This window comes from Thalassovita mediterranea, assembly GCA_019448215.1.
In the GTDB taxonomy this organism is placed as follows: Bacteria; Pseudomonadota; Alphaproteobacteria; order Caulobacterales; family Hyphomonadaceae; genus Henriciella.
The window spans coordinates 1,951,388-1,970,308 of sequence record CP080408.1; the positions used below are offsets into that span (position 1 = coordinate 1,951,388).

Below are 18,921 nucleotides of genomic sequence, written 5' to 3' on the forward strand. Positions count from 1 at the left end.
GACCAGACAACATCAAACGGCGGCGCTGAGCGCGGCCCGGTAAAGAAATTATCAGGAGGACGCCATGGCGGAACAGAAACTGACAGGCGCAGACGCATTGGTCTCAACGCTGGCGGATAATGGGCTGGATGCCTGTTTCGCAAACCCCGGCACGTCGGAAATGCACCTTGTCACCGCACTCGACCGTGAGACGCGGATCAAGTCTGTGCTCTGCCTGTTCGAAGGCGTCGCGACGGGCGCAGCCGACGGCTATGCGCGCATCGCTGGCAAGCCGGCCATGACGCTGCTGCACCTCGGCGCGGGCTACCTCAATGGCGGGGCGAACATCCACAACGCCAAGCGGGCGCACACGCCGATGATCAATGTGATCGGCGATCACGCCGTGGGTCACCGCAAATATGATGCGCCGCTGAACTCTGACATTATGGGCCTTGCGGGACCGAACTCGGTCTGGATCAAGTCGGCCGACAATGTGAAGGCGACCGGCAAGCTGGCCGCAGAAGCCTTCGCCGCGAGCTTTGGGCCAGTCTCTGGCCCCGTGTCTCTGATCCTGCCGGCGGATTCGGCCTGGGAGGAAGGCGGCGAGAAGGGCGGCAAGGCGCAGCTACCTCAAATGCGCCAGACATCGGCAGAGCTGATCGCTGAGGCCAAAGAGGCCATCAGCAAGGCCAAGGCTCCGGTCATCCTGATCAACGGCACCGCGCTCACCGAGCAGGGCCTCGCCGCGGCGGCGCGCCTCAAGGCAGCAGGTGTGCGCGTCATCACCGACACCTTCTACTGGAAGATGCGCCGGGGCGCCGGCGTCTTCGCGCCGGACCGCATGCAGTATTTTGCTGAGGGCGCCATGTCAGACCTTGAGGGTGCAGACCTCATGCTGGTCGCGGGCACCAGCCTGCCGGCGGCTTTCTTTGCCTATCCGGGCAAGCCGAGCCTGCTCGTGCCGGAGGGCTGCGAGACGCTGGACCTTGGTGGGGCGGATACTGACAGCGCAAAGACGCTGCTCGCGCTCGCCGATGCGATGGGCGCGGCCGACATTGCCGACCCAATGCCGCTTCGCAAACCAGACGCGCCGAAGGGTGATCTCAATGCAGCGGCAGTCGGTGCCAGCGTGGCGCGCCATATGCCGGAAAATGCAATCGTGTCTGATGACGGTGTGTCCAACTCACTTCCGGTTTTCCTGTCGACCATGACGGCAGAGCCGCATGACTGGATGATGCTGACGGGCGGCGCGATCGGGCAGGGCCTGCCACTAGCACTCGGCGCTGCGGTCGCTGCGCCGAACCGCAAGGTCATCGCGCTGACAGGCGACGGCGCTGGCATGTACACAAATCAGGCGCTGTGGAGCATGGTGCGCGAAGGCGCTGACGTGACCACGATCGTCTTCGTCAACCACACCTACCGCATCCTGAATATCGAGCTGCACCGTACGGGCGCGGGCAACCCCGGGCCGACGGCGAAGGACATGCTGGCCATAGGCGAGCCGGATATCGACTGGGTCAGCCTTGCTGAATCCATGGGCGTTGAGGCGACAGCCGTCACCACGGCAGAGGATTTCGACGAGGCTTTCGAGAAGGCGATGAAGTCCAGCGGACCGAAGCTGATCGCGGCCATCGTGCCGGGCTGATCAGGGGCGGAAATGGCCCGCGTCGTCATTCTCAACGGAACGAGCAGTTCGGGAAAAACGTCTCTAGCGCGCGCGATCCAGCGCCTCGCGAAAGGGCCGGTGCTGCGCGTCAGCATGGACGACTTCCTAGAGATGATGCCGCCGCGCTTTGCCAATGACGATGAGGCGTTCAGCTTCCGACTGGTGCCGGATGCCACGCCTGCCGAGGTCGAGATCGGGACTGGCTCATACGGGGAAGCGCTCATGCGGGGCATGCGGGCTTCTGTTGCGGCACTTGCCGATCAGGGCCTCGGTCTGGTGGTCGACGATGTCATGCTAGGGGCACACGATCAGCAACATTACCGCGAAGTGCTGGCGCGGCACGAAGTCACTTTCATTGCGGTGCGTTGCGCACTCGAGACGGCAGAGCAGCGTGAGCGGGAGAGAGGCGACCGTGATATCGGTATGGCCCGCTGGCAGTTTACCCGCGTCCATGCAGGCCGGGACTATGATCTTGAAGTTTCGACCGATGATGCTTCGCCGGATGAGGGCGCGCGGGTGATTCTGGGCGCCGTCGGGATGTAGCGCTTGGCGGCTTCATCCTTCGACTTCGCTCAGGATGAGGTTCGCTGTTTCCGGGATAAGGTGAGTTCTTCGCGGCTGAATATCAAACGGCCTCACCCTGAGCTTGTCGAAGGGCGAGGCCGATTGGTTCTTACTGTATTGGTCGCCTAGTCGACGAACTCCCAGCGGTCGCCGCCGACATTACAGGCGGTGCGTTCGCGGTTGCCCTGGTAGACGATGCGGCACTCGCCGCTGTCATAGCCCTGGGTCTGGTAACCGGTATTATAGCCAGTCGTAGTCGCGCCATTGCTGTAGGTGGTGCTGGTGCGGTAGGTCCGCTCACCGCCGTAAAGTTCATCCTGACTATAGGTCCGGTTATACGTGTCGTTGCTATAGCTGCCGCGATTAGGGGCGTTCGGATCATAGCGATTGTCATAGGTGACACGCGACGGCGGATTCGCCCGGTTGCCATATTGATAGGTCGGTTGGGCTTGCACCCGGCGGGCACAGTCATCGCTGCCACTTCCGCCAAGGGCAGAGCCTGCAACGCCGCCGACAATGGCGCCGATCACGGCACCAGCGATCTGGTCACCGCCATCATTGTCGCGGTGATGACGGCCGTAGCCGCGGCGGTCGTAGCGATCATAACGTCCATAGCGGTCGCGGCGGTCATACCGGTTATAGCCGCGGTGGCGGTTACGATAGCGGTTGTCATCGTCGTCATCGGCAATGGTTGCGCCGAGCAGGCCGCCTGCAATCGCGCCGACGACACCTGCCGTCTGCTGGCGCTGGCGGCGCTCACGCTCACAGTTGAGGTAGGCCGCGTTGCTGTTGGCCGACTGGTTATAGCCGGATTGGCCATAGCTGTAGCTGTCATAATCGGAATAGCCGTAGTTCTGGGCGCCAGCCGGCAGCGCGATTGCGAGCGCTGCGGCGCTGCCCAGAATTGCTGTACGCATCTTGAACATCTGGTCTCCTTTGCCGGGGCAAACATCGCCCCCTGTTTCTTCACCTGCCACATTAACATCTGCGCCTGAACGCAGGCTGAAGGGTAAATTACAATTAATTCAACCTTCTAACCTATTGGCTGGACGAAGCGGGCTTGCTGCCCCATTTTTCCTATATGGCTATCATGCAAGAAACGGGAAAGACGCTTGCCCGGGCGCGATATGGCGCGGCGCAGGCGATGCGCGCGGCCTGGTACGGCGCGCAGTACACGATCGCGAAACGCCGCTCTGCAGGCTTTAACCGACCGGGTGAGCCAGAGTTCAAGCCGATCAATCCGGTCGACACGAAAGAGCTGCGTCGGGCCTATCTCGGCCTGTTCGCAAAGGACCGCGCCAATATCGAGGCGGGGCTATATCCATCCCCTGAAGATGTCCGCCTCGCGGACCTGCCCAAGGCGGTCAGCCGGGCGCGCTATTTCATGCGGGACGTGGCCGATGTGGACCGGAGGCGCGTTGCGCGCGAAGGCAATGAGGTGAAAGAGCAGTTCGAGGGCAGCAATCGCTATCCGGACTATTACCAGCAGAACTTCCACTACCAGACCGATGGCTGGCTCTCTGACGACAGCGCCAATCTCTATGATCACCAGGTCGAGGCACTTTTCACCGGCGCCGCTGATGCCATGCGGCGCGGGGCGCTGGCAGAGATCGCGCGAGAAATGAAAGGCCGCGACCAGAGAGAGGTGAAACTGCTTGATCTCGCCTGCGGTACGGGGCGTTTCCTTCGTGAGACAATGCGCGCCTTTCCAAGGCTGCAGGCGAGCGGTCTGGACCTCTCGCCAAACTATGCAGACCGCGCCCGCCAGCTCGTCGCGCCATGGCCGCAGGTCGAGATCATCGAGGGGCAGGCTGAAGTCCTGCCGCTGGAAGATGAGAGCCTCGACATGACCGTGTCGATCTACCTTTTCCACGAGTTGCCAGAGGAGGTCCGTGCGAAGGCCATCGCCGAGGCGGCGCGTGTCCTCAAACCCGGCAGCGCCTTCATCGTGGCCGACAGCCTGCAATTCGGGGACAATGAGGGCCTCGACGGGATCCTTGAATATTTCCCTGAAGGTTTCCACGAACCCTATTACAATGCCTATCTCGCATGGGACTTTACGCCTGCGATGGAGGCAGCGGGTTTCAAACTGGAACGGACAGAGCTTGCATTCCTCACCAAGGTGAATGTCTGGCGCAAGACGGAAGGATAGGCAGTATGGCAGGCAACAGGCTCGCACTCATCACGGGCGCGTCGGCTGGTATCGGCGCTGAATTTGCGCGCCAGTATGCGGCCAAAGGGTGGGATGTCGCGCTGACGGCGCGCCGCCTGGACAGGCTGGACGGCCTCGCCCGCGAGATCGAGGAGAAATACAAGGTCTCCGCGATGACCATCTCGCAGGACCTCGCTCGCGATGGCGCCGCCGATACGATCCTGCATGAGCTGAAAGAAGCTGGTCGGCATGTCGATGCGCTGGTGAACAATGCGGGTTACGGTCTGCCGGGCACCTTCTTCAATACGAACTGGAAAGAGCAGGCAGACTTTATTCGCGTCCTTTACACCGTGCCGATCGAGCTCACGCACAAGCTTTTGCCCGGCATGGCAGAGCGCAATTTTGGCCGCATTATCAATGTGGCGTCGCTAGCGGGCTATGCGCCGGGATCGAGTGGCCATACCCTCTATGCCAGCGTGAAGGCGGGCCTGATAAAATTCTCCGAAAGCGTGCATGCTGAGGCTGAAGCCGCAGGCCATGACATTCACTGCACCGCGCTTTGCCCCGGCTTCACCTGGACCGAGTTCCACGATGTGAACGGCACGCGCGAGATGACGAATGAGTCGCCCGAATGGATGTGGATGGAAGCGGCGCCCGTTGTAAAGGCAGGGCTCGAAGGCGTTGCGCGTGGTCAGCCGGTTGTCGTGCCGGGCATGGTCAATAAGGGCGTGGCCACGCTGACGCGGATCCTGCCAGAGCCGGTTGGCCGTGCGATCATGAAGAAGCAGGGTAAACGCTTCCGGAAAGTGGATTAGGGCGAAAGCTCTGCCGCAATCCGGTCTGCAAGCAGGCGGCCTTCTCGGGTAAGCGATACTGTGGATCCGTTCTGACGGATCAGACCACTGTCGGCCAAGGTTTTGAGCGTAGTTGAGTCGACTTCGCTATCAGTTACCTTTGTAATCCGTTCCAAATCAAAACCGACCTCAGATCTTAAGCCCAGGGCGAGCAGTTCTCTCGCATTGTCCAGCGGTGAAAGTTTGCTGAGGGACGAGCGATCAAGGGGTGTGTGCGCGCTGAGTTGGTAATCAGCTGGCCGCGCAGCGGCGTGGGTCGCGATGCGCGCGCCATCCACTGTCAGGCGACCATGCGCGCCAGGGCCGATACCTATCCAGTCGCCGCCGCGCCAGTAAGTGAGGTTATGGCGTGACTGGTACTGGTTCGATGCCGCATGATTGGACACCTCATAGGCCGGCAGGCCATGCGCTTCGCAGATATCTTGGGTCAGCTCATAAAGGTCGGCCTGATCATCATCATCCATGGGGACTAGTTCCCCTCGCTTGGCGCGCTGGCCAAAGGCGGTTCGTTCTTCGATGGTCAACTCATAGAGCGAAAGATGTGGCGCATCGAGCGACAGGGCCTCAGTCAGTTCCGTTTTCCAACTCGCTTGGGGTTGGCGGGGCCGCGCATAGATGAGATCAATCGACAGATTGTCGAAAACGGAGAGAGCTTCAGCGACGGATTGCTTCGCCATCGCCGCATCATGGTCGCGCCCGAGAAAACTAAGAGCTTCATCCTCCAGTGACTGAATGCCGAGCGAAAGGCGCGTGACTCCTGCCGCCTTCCAGCTTTCCAGTGCTGCACGGCTGATATCGACCGGGTTCGCCTCCAGCGTGATTTCAGCGCCAGCCTCAAACCCGAAGCGCTGGTCTGCGGTCTCGATCAGGGCCGCGATATCAGCAGGTGCCATCAGCGACGGCGTACCCCCACCCAGATAGACTGACCCCAATGCCGGGTGTCCCACGAGCAGGTCGCCATGACGATCAAGGTCGGCCAGCAGCGCCGCATTCAGTAAGCCATTGTCCCGGTCTTTGGCGGCATAGACGTTAAAGTCGCAATAGGGGCAGATGCGCGTGCAGTAGGGCCAGTGGATATAGAGCCCGAAGCCATGCGCCGGGCCGAAGGGTGGGGCATCAGCCATTAAAGAAGGGCGGCTTTCAGCTTTGCGAAGGCCTCGGCGCGGTGGCTCATGGCGTGTTTCTTTGCCGGGTCCATCTCGCCGAATGTCTCGGTCTCACCCTTTGCGACGAAGACCGGGTCAAAGCCGAAGCCTTTCTCGCCGCGCGGCGGCCAGACAATCTCGCCTTCGACCGTGCCTTCAAAGACTTCCTCATGCCCGTCGGGCCAGACGACGGCGAGCGTTGAGACAAAGCGCGCCGTGCGGTCCGTCGCGCCGCTTTCCTTCAGCAGCGTCTCGACCTTTTCCATGGCGACATAGAAATCGCGCGGCTCTCCTGCCCAGAGCGCGGTATGCACGCCCGGCATGCCGCCAAGGGCATCAACTTCGAGGCCGCTATCGTCTGAAAGGGCTGGCGCGCCTGTCGCCTTGCAGGCCGCACGCGCCTTGATGAGGGCATTGCCCGAAAAGGTCTGCTCGGTCTCTTCCGGTTCGTCCAGATCGAGCTCGATGGCAGAGACAACTTCCATTCCGACAGGTTCGAAAAGGTCCTTAAGTTCGCGGACCTTACCCTTGTTATGCGTCGCCGCGACGAGACGGCCTTTCTCAAGTTTGCGAGTCATGCGTGGATGTGGCTCCGATCTTGCTTTCTGTGTGAACACGATTATCGTTTAACGGTAAATTCGTGTCTGACTGCCAGAAGTTTATGGTTCAGAGCTATCTGAGGATTTGAAAGAGATATGACAATCCGCCAGCACAACTCCATGGCTGCGTTTCTTTCGGGACTGATGCAGGTCGTGATCTGGATCGCGATCCTGAGCGGTATCATCGCTTTCATCCTGATCGGCGTCGGCCTGATTGGCAGCCTGAATGGCGGCGTCATGCGCGTGCCCGGCATGGAGGCCTATGTCGAAGGCGTCGCGCCGGGCCAGTTTATCGCAGGGCTCGCCGGACTCGCCGTCTTCGCGCCGGGCATTATCTATGTCTGCATTCAGTTGCGTAGCATCCTCTCGACTCTCGCCAGCGGCGACCCTTTCGTGCCGGAAAATGGCCCGCGCCTCACCCGTATTGCTGTGGCAATCGGCGCAATCGAACTTGCCCGCTATCTGACCGTTATTCTCCTCAACGCCTTTGTCGATCTTGGCAGCGACCAGCCTTTGAGGCTCAGCATCAACCTTGCCGCCTGGGCGGCAGTCATAGCGCTTTTCGTCCTCGCGCAGGTGTTCCGTGAAGGAAGCCGCCTGCGAGAGGAAGAGAAGATGACGATTTAGGAGGGCCTGACCCTATATGGCCATTCGCGTAACTCTTGACCGCGTTCTCCTTGAGCGCCGCATGTCCCTGACAGAGCTGTCTGACCGCGTCGGCGTGACCCTCGCCAATCTGTCGATCCTGAAGACCGGCAAGGCAAAGGCGGTGCGGTTCTCGACGCTCGAAGCGCTTTGTAGAGAGCTTGGGTGCCAGCCCGGCGATATCCTCATCTTCGACGAGGAAGGCGATGGCGCCGCCGAAGACGAGGATGAAGAGGCGGCGTAGGTCACGCGGAACCTGTCGCCTTGCACGGCGGTTCTAGAAACATGGTCCGAATATCAAAACAAATTGCGCTTGGTTTTGCCGCTCTCACCCTCGCTGCATGTGGCGGTGGGGACCGCGAGGTTGGTGAGTTCAAGAATGACTGGCTCGGCAACGAGATCAAGATTGACCGTCTGCAGGACCCGAAAGTGCAAGGCATTACCTGCCATATCGCCTATTTCGACCGCGGCGTCTGGGACCGGATCGGCAAGGGCAACTGGTTCGAAGACCCGTCAAACTCATCCATCTCCTGCCTGAAGACTGGCCCGGTCACAATCGGCCGGATCGATCTCGATCGTTCGGGCGAGGAAGTCTGGGACCGGGGGCGCTCGCTGATCTTCAAGCAGCTCGCTGTGCGCCGGATCTATGACCCCGAAAGCGATGCGATGATGTACGTCTCATTCTCGCGCAAGCCGGTTGATGGTTCCGCCAAGATGAGCCTCTCCACCGTGCCGCTCTGGGACGCCGACGTTACGTGGGAGGGCCGGGAGAAGCCCGTGGTGGAGTAGGCTGCAGTTAAGGGCAGGTGCGTATGTACCCCGCTCAGAATTATAGTTAGCCACCCAGCATGACCTATCAGACACGCTCTGCTGAGGAGCGACGCCGCGATATTCAGGCGCATGCCGCAAGCCTTGGCATCGATGACGCCTTTATCGAGACGCTTGTGGAAACCTTCTATGGGCGCGTGAGAGAGCACGACCGTCTCGGGCCGATCTTCAACGGTGAGATCGATGACTGGCCGGATCATCTCGCAAAGCTGAAAGACTTCTGGGCTTCGGTGGCTATGAGTGCGGGGCGCTATTCCGGCAAGCCCGTGCCAGCTCATATGAAGCTTGAGGGCGTCAGGCGCGAAGACTTCGGCGAATGGCTGGGCCTGTTCAGGCGCACGCTTGAGGATATCGCGCCGGGCGCAGAGACCGTGGATTACTTCATGGTCCGCGCCGAACGGATCGCGCAAAGTTTGCAGTTTGCGATGTTCGGGCTGGAAAGTCTGGAGCGGCGTTAGGGCCCCACCCTATCCCTCCCCGCAAGCGGAGAGGGACCACGTTTGGCCAAAGGCCAGTGGGGGTGAAGTTTCGAAACGATTGGACTTGTGCCCCCTCCCCGCAAAGTGGGGAGGGTCGGGGTGGGGTCTTGAGCCTACCCGATCGCTTTGCGCTGGTGCTCGAAGAGTTCTGTGCAGCCCTTTTCGGCGAGCTCCAGAAGGCGCTCGACTTCGGGGCGGGTCATTGGGCGCTCTTCGCCGGTGCCCTGGATTTCGATGAAGCCGCCATCGGAGCTCATCACGACGTTCATGTCGCCTTCGCCGCCGGAGTCTTCAGGGTAGTCGAGGTCGAGGACAGGGTGATCCTTGAACAGGCCGACAGAAATGGCCGCCGCCTGCTTCTGGATCGGGTCGGTCTTGATGACGCCTTCTTCGCGCAGATACTTCATGGCGAGGGCCATGGCGACGAAGCCGCCCGTAATGGACGCGGTGCGCGTGCCGCCATCGGCCTGGATAACGTCGCAGTCGATGGTGAGCTGGTTTTCGCCAAGCGCGGTCAGATCGACGACAGAGCGCAGCGAGCGGCCGATGAGGCGCTGGATTTCCTGCGTGCGGCCAGACTGTTTGCCCGCAGCGGCTTCACGGCGGCCGCGCGTATGCGTCGCGCGTGGCAGCATGCCGTACTCGCCGGTGACCCAACCCTTGCCCTGTCCGCGCAGCCATGGCGGGACATTGTCCTGCCAGCTTGCGGTGCAGAGCACATGAGTATGGCCGAACTTTGCAAGGCATGAGCCTTCGGCATAACGGGTCACATTGGTTTCGAGCACGATGTCGCGAAGCTGGTCAGCGGCGCGGCCGGATGGGCGGATAAGGTCAGCCATCAGAGATCTCCTTCTTTCACCGGGGGGTGAAGCGACTCAAGATTGGCTTGTCCACCCCTGTTGATGGCTTCGGCGGTTTCCTGCTGCGATGCGCGCGTGATCGGGTACTTCCAGATGAGAAGGGCGGCGAGGAAGTAGGAGATGACCGGCACCGCGACGAAGACGACCATAAGGCCGGTGACGGTGCCGGCGGAGTTGTCGCCAGACGGGTTAAATCCGACGAGGACGCCCAGCAGGATGTACGGGATGCCGATCGCGAAGCTCGCCCCGGTCTTATAGGCGCCGGACATCAGCGAATAGAACAGCCCCGACCGGTTTGCGCCGCCGCGCACTTCTTCGGCTTCGACCAGGTCTGCCATCATGGAGCGCACCAGGATGAAGGGTGAGCCATAGCCAAAGCCTGAGATCATTGCAGCGATGAAGAGGAGGACCGGGCCGCCACCCATCACCGAAAGCGGGAAATAGGAGATGTAGGTCAGCGCCGACCAGAGGCAGACATAGCGCATGGCGATGTACTTCTCGGTCCGCTTGGACAGCCACACCCAGAAAGGCATGGCGACAAAGCCTGCGATAAAGTGCGCCATCAGGATGAGCGGCGCGAGATTGACGACGCCAAAGCCCCATTGGGCGGCGAACAGGAAGGTGCCAGCCGTGCCCGCAATAGCGATGCCGATGAAGATCTCGGTCGCCAGCAGGCGCCAGAGGGTCTGCTGGCGGAGGGCTTCCAGAATGGCGCTTGGGGCGAAGCTCGCCTTTGGCTGTGACGGGTCTGGCTTCGGGTCCGGCACCATGAGGCAGGCGGCGCCGACGGTCAGCGGCAGCGCGATGACGAGGATCCAGCCCATGATCGCGATCTGGTGGCTGCGGTCCACGTCGCCCGTCTGCGCCAGCAGCGTTGGCAAGCCCAGCATGATCAGCATGGTCGAGATGGTGAAAAGCTCTCGCCACATGAACAGGCGCGAGCGGTCATCATAGGATCGCGCGACGGACGGTGCCCACGCCTGGTGGGGCGTCGTGATCATCGTCGTGCCGATATAGAAGATGAACAGGATGATGCCGAGGAAGAGCGGCGATACGGGCGGACCGATCGGGTTGTAGAGCAGGTAAACCGCCGGAAGCAGGATCGGCACGGCGATCAGCAACCAGTGACGAATCTTTCCGTGTCGGGTCGGCTTGGTGTCGACCAGCCAGCCCATAACCGGGTCCGAAAACAGGTCCCAGAACCGCAGGATCATGAAGATGATGCCGACCGTGGCCGTACCGAGGCCCATCTGGTCTGCGTAGAAGGGAGCAATGAATACGGCCATGGGCAGTCCGACCGCCCCAAAGGGGATACCGACTGAGCCGTAAGCAATGACTTGTGAAGTAGACAGTTTCGCTGGCACACTGGACATGGATCAGACTGAAACCCATTTGCAGGCCGCGTCCAAGAGAAAAACGACTGATTAAACTCGCGATTGCAAACTCCGGAAATTCGCGCCCATGACCGAGAATTTCAAACCTGTCGGCCTTCTTCAGAGCCTCGATGAGCGCTCCCGCTCCATCTTTCGGGAGATTGTCGAAACCTATCTGGAAACCGGTGAGCCTGTTGGCTCTCGGACCCTCTCGAAAAGCGGGATTGGCCTGTCGCCCGCTTCCATCCGCAATGTCATGTCGGACCTGACGGAACTGGGGCTTCTGGACAGCCCCCACATCTCTGCTGGCCGTATGCCGACCCATATCGGGCTAAGACTTTTCGTCGATGGTTTCCTCGAAATCGGTGAGCCCGTCGAGAATGATCGCGGCGCCATCGAGGATCGCCTACGCGCCAGTGGCCGGGACCTTCAGGGCGTGCTGAAAGAGGCGTCCTCGCTCCTTTCCGGTCTTGCAGGCGGGGCAGGGCTTGTGACGTCTCCAACACGCGAGCGCCCTGTCCGCCATGTCGAGTTCGTGCCGCTTGCCACCGGAGAGGCGCTCTGCATTCTGGTTGATGAGCTGGGTGAGGTTGAGAACCGGCTGGTTCCGATCCCGAAGGGCCTTCCCGTCACGACCCTAATTGAGGCCGGCAACTATCTCGCGGCCCGTATGAAGGGGCGCACGCTGCGCGAAGCGGCTGCTGCCATTCGCGCAGAAATCACAGAACGCCGCGCAGAGCTCGATGCGGCGGCGACGTCGCTGGTTGAGAAAGGTCTTGCAGAATGGGCGGGCGAAGTGCCCGGCGAAGAACGTGCGCTGATCGTGCACGGGCGCGCAAACCTCCTGTCTGATTCGCGCGCGGCGGAAGATATGGAGCAGGTCCGCCAGCTCTTTGACATTCTGGACCGTCAGCAGGGCCTGCTGGATGTCCTCGACTCCACGCGAGAGGCTGAAGGCGTTCGTCTTTTCATCGGTGCTGAAAACAGGCTTTTTCCGTTATCGGGTTCAAGCCTGATTGTTGCCCCCTATATGAACGCCTCAAGACAGGTTATCGGCGCACTCGGCGTGATCGGTCCGACCCGGCTCAATTATGCGAGGGTTATCCCGATGGTTGACTATACCGCGCGTATCGTCAGCCAGATACTCGGCGAGCGCCAGAAGTGAAGAACAAACGGAAGCGAACATGACTGAAGATCAGAAGCGTCCACCAGAAGCGGTAGAAACTGAAAACCTCGATGCAGGCTCTCCAGAGTCAGAGGTGCTGGAAGAGGCTGCAGAAGCCCAGAACCGTGAACCGGACGCTGAAACACGAATTGCTGAGCTGGAGGGCGAGGTCACCGCGCTGAAAGATCAGGTGCTGCGCGCCCATGCGGAAATGGAAAACGTCCGCAAGCGCTCCCAGAAAGAAATCGTCGATGCGCGTACCTATGCGGTCGAAAAGTTCGCAGGCGACCTGCTCAGCGTGTCTGACAACCTTGCGCGCGCGCTGGCAGCCCTGCCGGACGACGAGCGCGAAGCGCTGACCGAGGCGGGCCAGAACCTGCTCGGCGGCGTGGAGATGACGCAGAAAGAACTGCACGCAAAGCTCGCCAAACATGGCGTGACTGCGATTGACGCAGAGCCCGGCGCGACCTTCGACCCGAACAAGCACGAGGCTGTCAGCCAGATCCCGTCACAGCATCCGTCCGGCACGATCGCTGAAACCTTCCAGTCAGGCTGGAAGATCGGTGAGCGGACGCTCCGCGCAGCTATTGTGGCGGTTAGCGCAGGCCCTGCTAACTAAGGAATGGCGAACTAGGCATTATAGGGGCCGGGCTCGCCCTCATGGGGCTTGGCCCGGCTTCCGATCCGTCGCCAGGCATCTTCATGGAGCATGTAGGCCACTGTCTGGACTGCAGGTTCGATGAGACCAATGCCGAGTGCGATCGCGAGATTGCCTGTCAGCGCATACGCAACTGAGACAGCAACAGTCAGATGCATGACGCTGTAGGTGGCCGTTTTGACGACGGCGCGAGGCAGGCGAGGCAACAGGCTGGACATGGAAATGGAAATAGGCGGCGTTCGCCAAAGTTCCAGCCTATTGTTTGAATTGTAACCATAGAAATTATCAATAGACGACAGTGGCTGTCTCACTCAAATGTGATCCAGCCTCTTGAGCCTGAAAAAGGCCTTCCCATATCGCAGCGGTAGGACGTGTTTGCCAATGATGGCAGGCACACATCTCAACCCGTAGAGCCGCTGTTTCGGGGTGCTGCCTCGACAGGCCCTGAAAGACGAAATGGCGGCGGCTGAAAGAAGAGAGAGTAGAAATGGGAAAGATTATCGGTATCGACCTCGGCACCACGAACAGCTGTGTTGCCGTCATGGATGGCAAGGAAGCCAAGGTCATTGAGAATGCAGAAGGCGCACGTACGACACCGTCCGTGGTTGCTTTCACCGAAGGCGGCGAACGCCTCATCGGTATGCCGGCGCGCCGTCAGGCCGTCACCAACCCTGATTTCACCTTCTATGCGATCAAGCGCCTGATCGGCCGTCAGTTCGACGACCCGACCGCGCAGAAGGACAAGGCAATTTCGCCGTTCGAGATCGTCAAGGGCAAGGGCGGCGACGCCTGGGTGAAAGGCCGCGACAAGGAATACGCGCCGCAGGAAATCTCCGCTTTCATCCTGACCAAGATGAAGGAAACCGCTGAGAACTATCTCGGCGAGACGGTGACCCAAGCGGTCATCACGGTTCCGGCCTACTTCAACGACGCCCAGCGTCAGGCCACCAAGGACGCCGGCAAGATCGCAGGCCTCGAAGTCCTGCGCATCATCAACGAGCCGACGGCTGCCGCGCTGGCTTACGGTCTCGACAAGGAAGAGAACAAGACGATCGCCGTCTACGACCTTGGCGGTGGTACGTTCGACGTGTCGCTGCTTGAGATTGGCGACGGTGTCTTCGAAGTGCTTTCCACCAATGGTGACACCTTCCTCGGCGGTGAAGACTTCGACCTTCGTATCGTCGATTTCCTCGTCAGCGAGTTCAAGAAGGATCAGGGCATTGACCTCTCCAAGGACAAGCTCGCCCTTCAGCGTCTGAAGGAAGAAGCCGAGAAGGCGAAGAAGGAACTGTCGTCCGCAACGCAGTACGAAGTGAACCTGCCATTCATCACGGCCGACCAGTCCGGTCCAAAGCACCTCAACATCAAGCTAAGCCGTGCCAAGTATGAGAGCCTCGTCGAGGACCTCGTGAAGCGCACGATCGAGCCTTGTAAGAAGGCGCTGGCCGATGCTGGCAAGTCGACCTCCGAGATCGACGAAGTCGTGCTTGTCGGCGGTATGACCCGGATGCCAGCCGTCCAGGCTGCCGTGAAGGATTTCTTCGGCAAGGAGCCACACAAGGGTGTGAACCCGGATGAGGTCGTTGCCATCGGTGCGGCGATCCAGGGCGGCGTCCTGCAGGGCGACGTGAAGGATGTTGTCCTTCTCGACGTGACCCCACTGTCGCTCGGTATCGAAACGCTGGGCGGTGTCTTCACCCGCCTGATCGACCGCAACACGACGATCCCGACCAAGAAGTCGCAAACCTTCTCGACCGCTGAAGACAATCAGCCGGCCGTGACGATCCGCGTCTTCCAGGGTGAGCGTGAGATGGCTGCCGACAACAAGATCCTCGGCCAGTTCAATCTCGAGGGCATTCCGGCCGCCCCACGCGGCGTGCCGCAGATCGAGGTGACGTTCGACATCGACGCCAACGGCATCGTGAACGTGTCGGCCAAGGACAAGGCGACCAACAAAGAGCAGAAGATCACCATTCAGGCGAATGGCGGCCTCTCCGAGGACGAGATCAACTCGATGATGAAGGACGCAGAGTCCAACGCCGAAGCAGACAAGAAGCGCCGCGAACTGGTCGAAGCCAAGAACGGCGCCGAAGCTCTGGTTCACCAGACCGAGAAGCAGCTCTCTGAGCATGGCGACAAGGTCGGCACCGAGGTGAAGGCTGAAATCGAGAAGGCCTCTGAGGAGCTGAAGAAAGCTGCCGAAGGCGAAAACCTCGAAGACATCCAGGCCAAGCATCAGGCGCTGATGACCGCTGCCATGAAGCTGGGCGAGGCAATCTATGCCAGCCAGCAGGAAGAAGCGGCAGAAACCGATGCGAAAGCCGATGCAGCCTCGAGCGACGATGACGTTGTCGACGCTGACTTCGAAGAGGTGGACGACGACCGCAAGTCGGCCTAAACCCACCCTCATCTGACACTGAAGCGCCCCGCAATACACTTGCGGGGCGTTTTGCTATGACAAGACGGGGCAGCGCGTCCGAGGCGAGCTGGCCCAGGAATGGGAAGCACAGATGGAACAGCTTACCGAACTCGGTTTCGTCCAGTCACTTCAGGATTTCTGGACACAGGTTGAGAGTGTTTTGAGCACCGGCTTTCTGGGCCAGCCGATCGGCCGGGGCGTCCTGGCTCTGGTCATCCTGCTGATCGCCTTCTTTGCGCGCGGGCTCATCGCCAAGATCATTGTCGCCACCATCGGCAAGATGGCAGGCGAGACCGAAACGGAGTTCGACGACAAGCTGGTCGAGGCGCTGAAGGCGCCGATTTCGCTCCTGCCGGTGGCTGCCGGTATCTTCTTTGCCGCGCAGGCCATGGGCGCAGAGGGCGACGTCGACACCTTCTTCATCTCGCTGACCCAGTCGGTCATCATCTTTGCGATCTTCTGGGCGCTTTACCGCATCGTGAAACCGCTCCTGAAGCTTGCTGGGCGCGTGCAGCAGGTGCTTGGTGATACGTTCATCGGCTGGGTGACGCGCATCCTTCAGGGCATCATCGTCTTTGTCGGCGGCGCGGCGATCCTGAATGTCTGGGGCATTCCGGTCATTCCATTCCTTGCCTCGCTGTCGCTTCTATCTGTCGCCGTCGCACTCGGGGCGCAGGACCTCTTCAAGAATCTCATCGCTGGCATGACCATCATCGCGGAGCAGCGCCTTGCCAAGGGCGACTGGGTCTTCGTCGATGGCGTCGTCGAGGGCACTGTGGAGGATGTCGGCTTTCGCTCTACGACGGTGCGCCGTTTCGACAAGGCACCTGTCTATGTGCCGAACGCCAAGCTGGCAGATAATCCACTGGTCAACTTCTCGCGCATGACGCATCGCCGGATCTACTGGAAAATCGGGCTGGAATACCGCACCGACAGCGAGACGCTGAACAAGATCCGCGGCGCCATCGCCGACTATATCGAGAAGACTGACGATTTTGCGCCAGCCTCCGATGTGTCGACCTTTGTCCATGTCGATGAGTTCGGTGATTCCGCCGTGAACCTGATGGTCTACTGCTTCACCAAGACGACGACCTGGGGCGAATGGCTCGCCATCAAGGAACAGCTCGCCTTCTTCATCAAGAAGACGGTCGAGGAGCACGAAGCGAGCTTCGCCTTCCCAAGCCGCTCTCTCTATTTCGAGAAGCTGCCGGACGGTTTTGCACCCGAAACCTTCAGCCCGCCGGGCGATGATGAAGATGAGGAGGAAGGTGACAACGACGTCCCGTCCAAGAACCGCAGCAAGAGCGTCAAGGGCTCTGCCAAGGGCCGTGGCCGCTCGACCAGGGGTCCGCAGCCGAAAGGGCGCGCCGTTGACGGTGATGGCGGTGACAAGGGCACCGAAGCTGGCGACGGCGAGGAGGGCGAGTGAGCCTTCCATCGCTTGAGGCAGATTGCAGCCAGTGCGCCGCGCTCTGCTGCGTGCTTTTGCCGTTCGATAAGTCCGACGCTTTTGCTTTCGACAAGGCAGGCGGCGAGCCGTGTAAACACCTCGACGGGTGCAATGCCTGCAGCATCCACGAGCAGCTCTCGGATCGCGGCTTCAAAGGCTGTGTCGCTTTTGATTGCCACGGGGCGGGGCAGCGTGTCGTCCAGGAGGTTTTCGCGGGTCGCACCTGGCGGGACGACCCAGAGCTGATGACCCGTATGGGACCGGTCTTTTACCGGATGCGGCGAGTCCACGACCTGCTGCTGCTCCTGCGAGAAGCCGACCGACTGCCGCTTTCGGGCAGCCAGCGAAGCACACATGCTGATCTGTTAAGCGTGCTGCAGCCGGAAGAAGGCTGGACCGAAAACAGTCTGAATGCCTTCGACCTCGCGGGGGCGGAAGCCGACGTCAGGCATTTTCTCTCCGGTCTCCGCGATATCGTCGCCGCCTGAGAAAGGCGGTAAGCTCAGGCCAGCGTGTCGCACCCGGGGAACATGTCGGCGCAGCCGGGAATTCCTGTTTCTGTCCCAGTTACAGGAGCGCCCCATGGCCGAAGCCTTCACCGATCTCGATCAGATTTTCCTCGCCGGCAAATGGCGCAAGGGTTCCGGCGAGACGCTGACCAACACCAATCCCTATTCTGGTGAAGCCATCTTCGAAATGAAGGCGGCCACGCCGGATGACGTTGATGAGGCATGCAAGTCCGCCAGGAAAGCGCAGAAGGAATGGGCGGCCCTGCCGCCGTCCGCGCGGTCTGCCAAGATGTCAGCGTTCGCTGACGCGCTCGAAGCGCGGCGCGAGGAAGTCATGGGCTGGATCACGCGAGAGATTGGCGGCACGCAGGTTAAAGCGGCGCTTGAAGTGCAACTCGTCCTTGGCGTCCTGCGCGAAGCGGCCGTCCTGCCCTTCATGGTGGAAGGCCGTATCCTGCCAGAGGATATTCCCGGCAAGGAGTCCCGATCCTATCGCCAACCTGTCGGCGTCATCGCCCTCATCAGCCCTTGGAATTTCCCATTGCAGCTTACCGCCCGCACGCTCGCGCCGGCACTGGCGGTCGGCAATGGCGTCGTGCTGAAACCTGCCAGCGATTCAATCGTCACTGGCGGGACGATCTTTGCGAAGCTGCTGGAAGAAGCGGGCTTCCCAGAAGGCCTCGTCAGCGTCCTGCCCGGCGGTGGCTCTGATATAGGAACAGCGCTGATCGAGCATGAAATACCGCGTCTCGTTTCCTTTACGGGCTCCACCCCGGTCGGCCGGGGCATCGCCGAAACGGTCGCGAAATCGGCCATCCTGAAACCGCTGGAGCTTGAGCTTGGCGGCAATGGACCGATCGTCGTTCTGGATGACGCAGATATCGAGGCGGCTGTCGATGCCGCCATCTGGGGCAAGTTCATGCATGCCGGACAGATCTGCATGGCGATCAATCGCATCATCGTCGATGACAGTATCTTTGATGAGTTCACGGACAAATTCGTGGAACGCGCCAAGGCGTTGAAGGTCGGCGACCCATCGAAGCCTGACACTTTTGTCGGGCCGCTCGTCAACGAAGACCAGGCCGATGGCGTAATGGAGCTGATCGAGAAGGCAAAATCGGAAGGCGCTGATTGCCGTCTGGGCGGAGACCGCGATGGTCTCCTCATCCCACCGCACGTCTTCGTCGACGTCGATGAGGACTCCTGCCTTTGCACCAATGAGATCTTTGGCCCTGTTGCCCCGATTGTGCGGGCAAAGGATGAGGCAGATGCGCTCCGTCTCGCAAACAAGACGGAATACGGCCTCTCAAGTTCGGTCTTCACTGGTGACATTGAACGCGGCGTCGCTTTCGCCAAGCAGGTCGAGGCGGGCATGACCCATGTGAACGATCAGCCGGTCAACGACTCTCCGTTCAGTCCGTTTGGCGGCGAGAAGAATTCGGGCATCGGCCGCTTCAATGGCCGCTGGGCAGTCGACGCGTTCACCACCGACCACTGGATCACCATCCAGCGGGAGCCTCGCCAGTATCCATACTCACTTGATGATCTTGGTTAGGGCAGGGAGGCTGCGACTAAA

Annotated in this window: 20 protein-coding genes; 14 read left to right on the top strand and 6 right to left on the bottom strand. The window is 60.6% G+C overall.

Annotated elements, in window-relative coordinates; all coding sequences use genetic code 11:
- Positions 1-64 precede the first annotated feature (64 nt).
- Both KUV46_09795 and KUV46_09800 read left to right on the top strand, forming a co-directional pair.
- A complete protein-coding gene (locus KUV46_09795) occupies positions 65-1,624 on the top strand; it encodes an acetolactate synthase large subunit (protein ID QYI99644.1) in 1,560 nt (519 codons plus the stop codon).
- Positions 1,625-1,636: 12 nt separating this feature from the next.
- Positions 1,637-2,188, top strand: coding sequence for an AAA family ATPase (locus tag KUV46_09800; protein ID QYI99645.1), 552 nt, complete (start codon positions 1,637-1,639; stop codon positions 2,186-2,188).
- Positions 2,189-2,334: 146 nt separating this feature from the next.
- On the opposite strand, the gene KUV46_09805 is transcribed toward KUV46_09800, so the two are convergent.
- Positions 2,335-3,126 carry a hypothetical protein gene (locus KUV46_09805; protein QYI99646.1) on the bottom strand — a complete coding sequence of 264 codons (792 nt, stop codon included), beginning with the start codon at positions 3,124-3,126 and terminating at the stop codon, positions 2,335-2,337.
- Positions 3,127-3,299: 173 nt separating this feature from the next.
- Here KUV46_09805 and KUV46_09810 point away from each other — a divergent pair, with 173 nt between their 5' ends.
- Entirely contained in the window at positions 3,300-4,361 is a 1,062-nt protein-coding gene (locus KUV46_09810) for a class I SAM-dependent methyltransferase (GenBank protein QYI99647.1), read from the top strand.
- 5 nt (positions 4,362-4,366) lie between these two features.
- Positions 4,367-5,176: an SDR family oxidoreductase gene (locus KUV46_09815; GenBank protein ID QYI99648.1), complete on the top strand. Its 810-nt coding sequence runs from the start codon at positions 4,367-4,369 to the stop codon at positions 5,174-5,176.
- On the opposite strand, the gene hemW is transcribed toward KUV46_09815, so the two are convergent.
- Together hemW and rdgB are read right to left on the bottom strand one after the other, a co-directional pair.
- Positions 5,173-6,339, bottom strand: coding sequence for a radical SAM family heme chaperone HemW (hemW, locus tag KUV46_09820; protein ID QYI99649.1), 1,167 nt, complete (start codon positions 6,337-6,339; stop codon positions 5,173-5,175). The genes KUV46_09815 and hemW overlap by 4 nt on opposite strands.
- The gene (gene rdgB, locus KUV46_09825; protein QYI99650.1) at positions 6,339-6,938 is read right to left on the bottom strand and encodes an RdgB/HAM1 family non-canonical purine NTP pyrophosphatase; all 600 of its coding nucleotides are present in this window, start codon (positions 6,936-6,938) and stop codon (positions 6,339-6,341) included. The genes hemW and rdgB overlap by 1 nt, the downstream gene beginning before the upstream one ends.
- A 117-nt stretch (positions 6,939-7,055) precedes the next feature.
- Between rdgB and KUV46_09830 the strand changes: the two genes are divergently transcribed.
- The 4 genes from KUV46_09830 to KUV46_09845 are packed head-to-tail and all read left to right on the top strand — an operon-like array spanning position 7,056 to position 8,890.
- Entirely contained in the window at positions 7,056-7,586 is a 531-nt protein-coding gene (locus tag KUV46_09830) for a DUF2975 domain-containing protein (protein ID QYI99651.1), read from the top strand.
- A gap of 16 nt (positions 7,587-7,602) precedes the next feature.
- Positions 7,603-7,848 (top strand): helix-turn-helix transcriptional regulator, encoded by a 246-nt coding sequence (locus tag KUV46_09835; protein QYI99652.1) that lies wholly within the window; start codon positions 7,603-7,605, stop codon positions 7,846-7,848.
- A gap of 41 nt (positions 7,849-7,889) precedes the next feature.
- Positions 7,890-8,393, top strand: coding sequence for a CreA family protein (locus KUV46_09840; GenBank protein QYI99653.1), 504 nt, complete (start codon positions 7,890-7,892; stop codon positions 8,391-8,393).
- 59 nt (positions 8,394-8,452) lie between these two features.
- Positions 8,453-8,890, top strand: coding sequence for a group III truncated hemoglobin (locus tag KUV46_09845; GenBank protein QYI99654.1), 438 nt, complete (start codon positions 8,453-8,455; stop codon positions 8,888-8,890).
- A 134-nt stretch (positions 8,891-9,024) separates the two neighbouring features.
- Here KUV46_09845 and rph read toward each other — a convergent pair whose 3' ends face one another.
- Positions 9,025-9,738, bottom strand: coding sequence for a ribonuclease PH (gene rph / locus KUV46_09850; protein QYJ02388.1), 714 nt, complete (start codon positions 9,736-9,738; stop codon positions 9,025-9,027).
- Between the two features lie 11 nt (positions 9,739-9,749).
- Complete coding sequence (locus KUV46_09855; GenBank protein ID QYI99655.1) at positions 9,750-11,144, bottom strand: MFS transporter; 1,395 nt, start codon at positions 11,142-11,144, stop codon at positions 9,750-9,752.
- 88 nt (positions 11,145-11,232) lie between these two features.
- Here KUV46_09855 and hrcA point away from each other — a divergent pair, with 88 nt between their 5' ends.
- The gene (hrcA, locus tag KUV46_09860) at positions 11,233-12,309 is read left to right on the top strand and encodes a heat-inducible transcriptional repressor HrcA (protein QYI99656.1); all 1,077 of its coding nucleotides are present in this window, start codon (positions 11,233-11,235) and stop codon (positions 12,307-12,309) included.
- Positions 12,310-12,328: 19 nt separating this feature from the next.
- Positions 12,329-12,928: a nucleotide exchange factor GrpE gene (locus KUV46_09865; GenBank protein QYI99657.1), complete on the top strand. Its 600-nt coding sequence runs from the start codon at positions 12,329-12,331 to the stop codon at positions 12,926-12,928.
- An 11-nt stretch (positions 12,929-12,939) separates the two neighbouring features.
- Here the strand turns inward: KUV46_09865 and KUV46_09870 are convergent, their stop codons facing one another.
- Positions 12,940-13,278: a DUF2061 domain-containing protein gene (locus KUV46_09870; GenBank protein ID QYI99658.1), complete on the bottom strand. Its 339-nt coding sequence runs from the start codon at positions 13,276-13,278 to the stop codon at positions 12,940-12,942.
- Between the two features lie 176 nt (positions 13,279-13,454).
- Here KUV46_09870 and dnaK point away from each other — a divergent pair, with 176 nt between their 5' ends.
- The 4 genes from dnaK (at position 13,455) to KUV46_09890 (ending at position 18,900) form a co-directional block, all read left to right on the top strand.
- A complete protein-coding gene (gene dnaK / locus KUV46_09875; protein QYI99659.1) occupies positions 13,455-15,365 on the top strand; it encodes a molecular chaperone DnaK in 1,911 nt (636 codons plus the stop codon).
- Between the two features lie 112 nt (positions 15,366-15,477).
- Positions 15,478-16,815: a mechanosensitive ion channel family protein gene (locus KUV46_09880; protein ID QYI99660.1), complete on the top strand. Its 1,338-nt coding sequence runs from the start codon at positions 15,478-15,480 to the stop codon at positions 16,813-16,815.
- A complete protein-coding gene (locus KUV46_09885) occupies positions 16,812-17,324 on the top strand; it encodes a hypothetical protein (GenBank protein QYI99661.1) in 513 nt (170 codons plus the stop codon). The genes KUV46_09880 and KUV46_09885 overlap by 4 nt, the downstream gene beginning before the upstream one ends.
- Positions 17,325-17,418: 94 nt before the next feature.
- Positions 17,419-18,900, top strand: coding sequence for an aldehyde dehydrogenase family protein (locus tag KUV46_09890; protein QYI99662.1), 1,482 nt, complete (start codon positions 17,419-17,421; stop codon positions 18,898-18,900).
- Positions 18,901-18,921 lie beyond the last annotated feature (21 nt).

Excerpts from the sequence above, each read along its gene's own strand:
- KUV46_09890 (QYI99662.1), top strand. The coding sequence starts at position 17,419 with ATGGCCGAAGCCTTCACCGATCTCGATCAGATTTTCCTCGCCGGCAAA.
- KUV46_09815 (QYI99648.1), top strand. The coding sequence starts at position 4,367 with ATGGCAGGCAACAGGCTCGCACTCATCACGGGCGCGTCGGCTGGTATC.
- KUV46_09800 (QYI99645.1), top strand. The coding sequence starts at position 1,637 with ATGGCCCGCGTCGTCATTCTCAACGGAACGAGCAGTTCGGGAAAAACG.
- KUV46_09880 (QYI99660.1), top strand. The coding sequence starts at position 15,478 with ATGGAACAGCTTACCGAACTCGGTTTCGTCCAGTCACTTCAGGATTTC.
- KUV46_09835 (QYI99652.1), top strand. The coding sequence starts at position 7,603 with ATGGCCATTCGCGTAACTCTTGACCGCGTTCTCCTTGAGCGCCGCATG.
- KUV46_09795 (QYI99644.1), top strand. The coding sequence starts at position 65 with ATGGCGGAACAGAAACTGACAGGCGCAGACGCATTGGTCTCAACGCTG.
- KUV46_09845 (QYI99654.1), top strand. The coding sequence starts at position 8,453 with ATGACCTATCAGACACGCTCTGCTGAGGAGCGACGCCGCGATATTCAG.
- KUV46_09840 (QYI99653.1), top strand. The coding sequence starts at position 7,890 with ATGGTCCGAATATCAAAACAAATTGCGCTTGGTTTTGCCGCTCTCACC.
- KUV46_09855 (QYI99655.1), bottom strand. The coding sequence starts at position 11,144 with ATGTCCAGTGTGCCAGCGAAACTGTCTACTTCACAAGTCATTGCTTAC.
- rdgB (QYI99650.1), bottom strand. The coding sequence starts at position 6,938 with ATGACTCGCAAACTTGAGAAAGGCCGTCTCGTCGCGGCGACGCATAAC.
- KUV46_09830 (QYI99651.1), top strand. The coding sequence starts at position 7,056 with ATGACAATCCGCCAGCACAACTCCATGGCTGCGTTTCTTTCGGGACTG.
- KUV46_09865 (QYI99657.1), top strand. The coding sequence starts at position 12,329 with ATGACTGAAGATCAGAAGCGTCCACCAGAAGCGGTAGAAACTGAAAAC.
- KUV46_09810 (QYI99647.1), top strand. The coding sequence starts at position 3,300 with ATGCAAGAAACGGGAAAGACGCTTGCCCGGGCGCGATATGGCGCGGCG.
- dnaK (QYI99659.1), top strand. The coding sequence starts at position 13,455 with ATGGGAAAGATTATCGGTATCGACCTCGGCACCACGAACAGCTGTGTT.
- KUV46_09805 (QYI99646.1), bottom strand. The coding sequence starts at position 3,126 with ATGCGTACAGCAATTCTGGGCAGCGCCGCAGCGCTCGCAATCGCGCTG.
- hrcA (QYI99656.1), top strand. The coding sequence starts at position 11,233 with ATGACCGAGAATTTCAAACCTGTCGGCCTTCTTCAGAGCCTCGATGAG.
- hemW (QYI99649.1), bottom strand. The coding sequence starts at position 6,339 with ATGGCTGATGCCCCACCCTTCGGCCCGGCGCATGGCTTCGGGCTCTAT.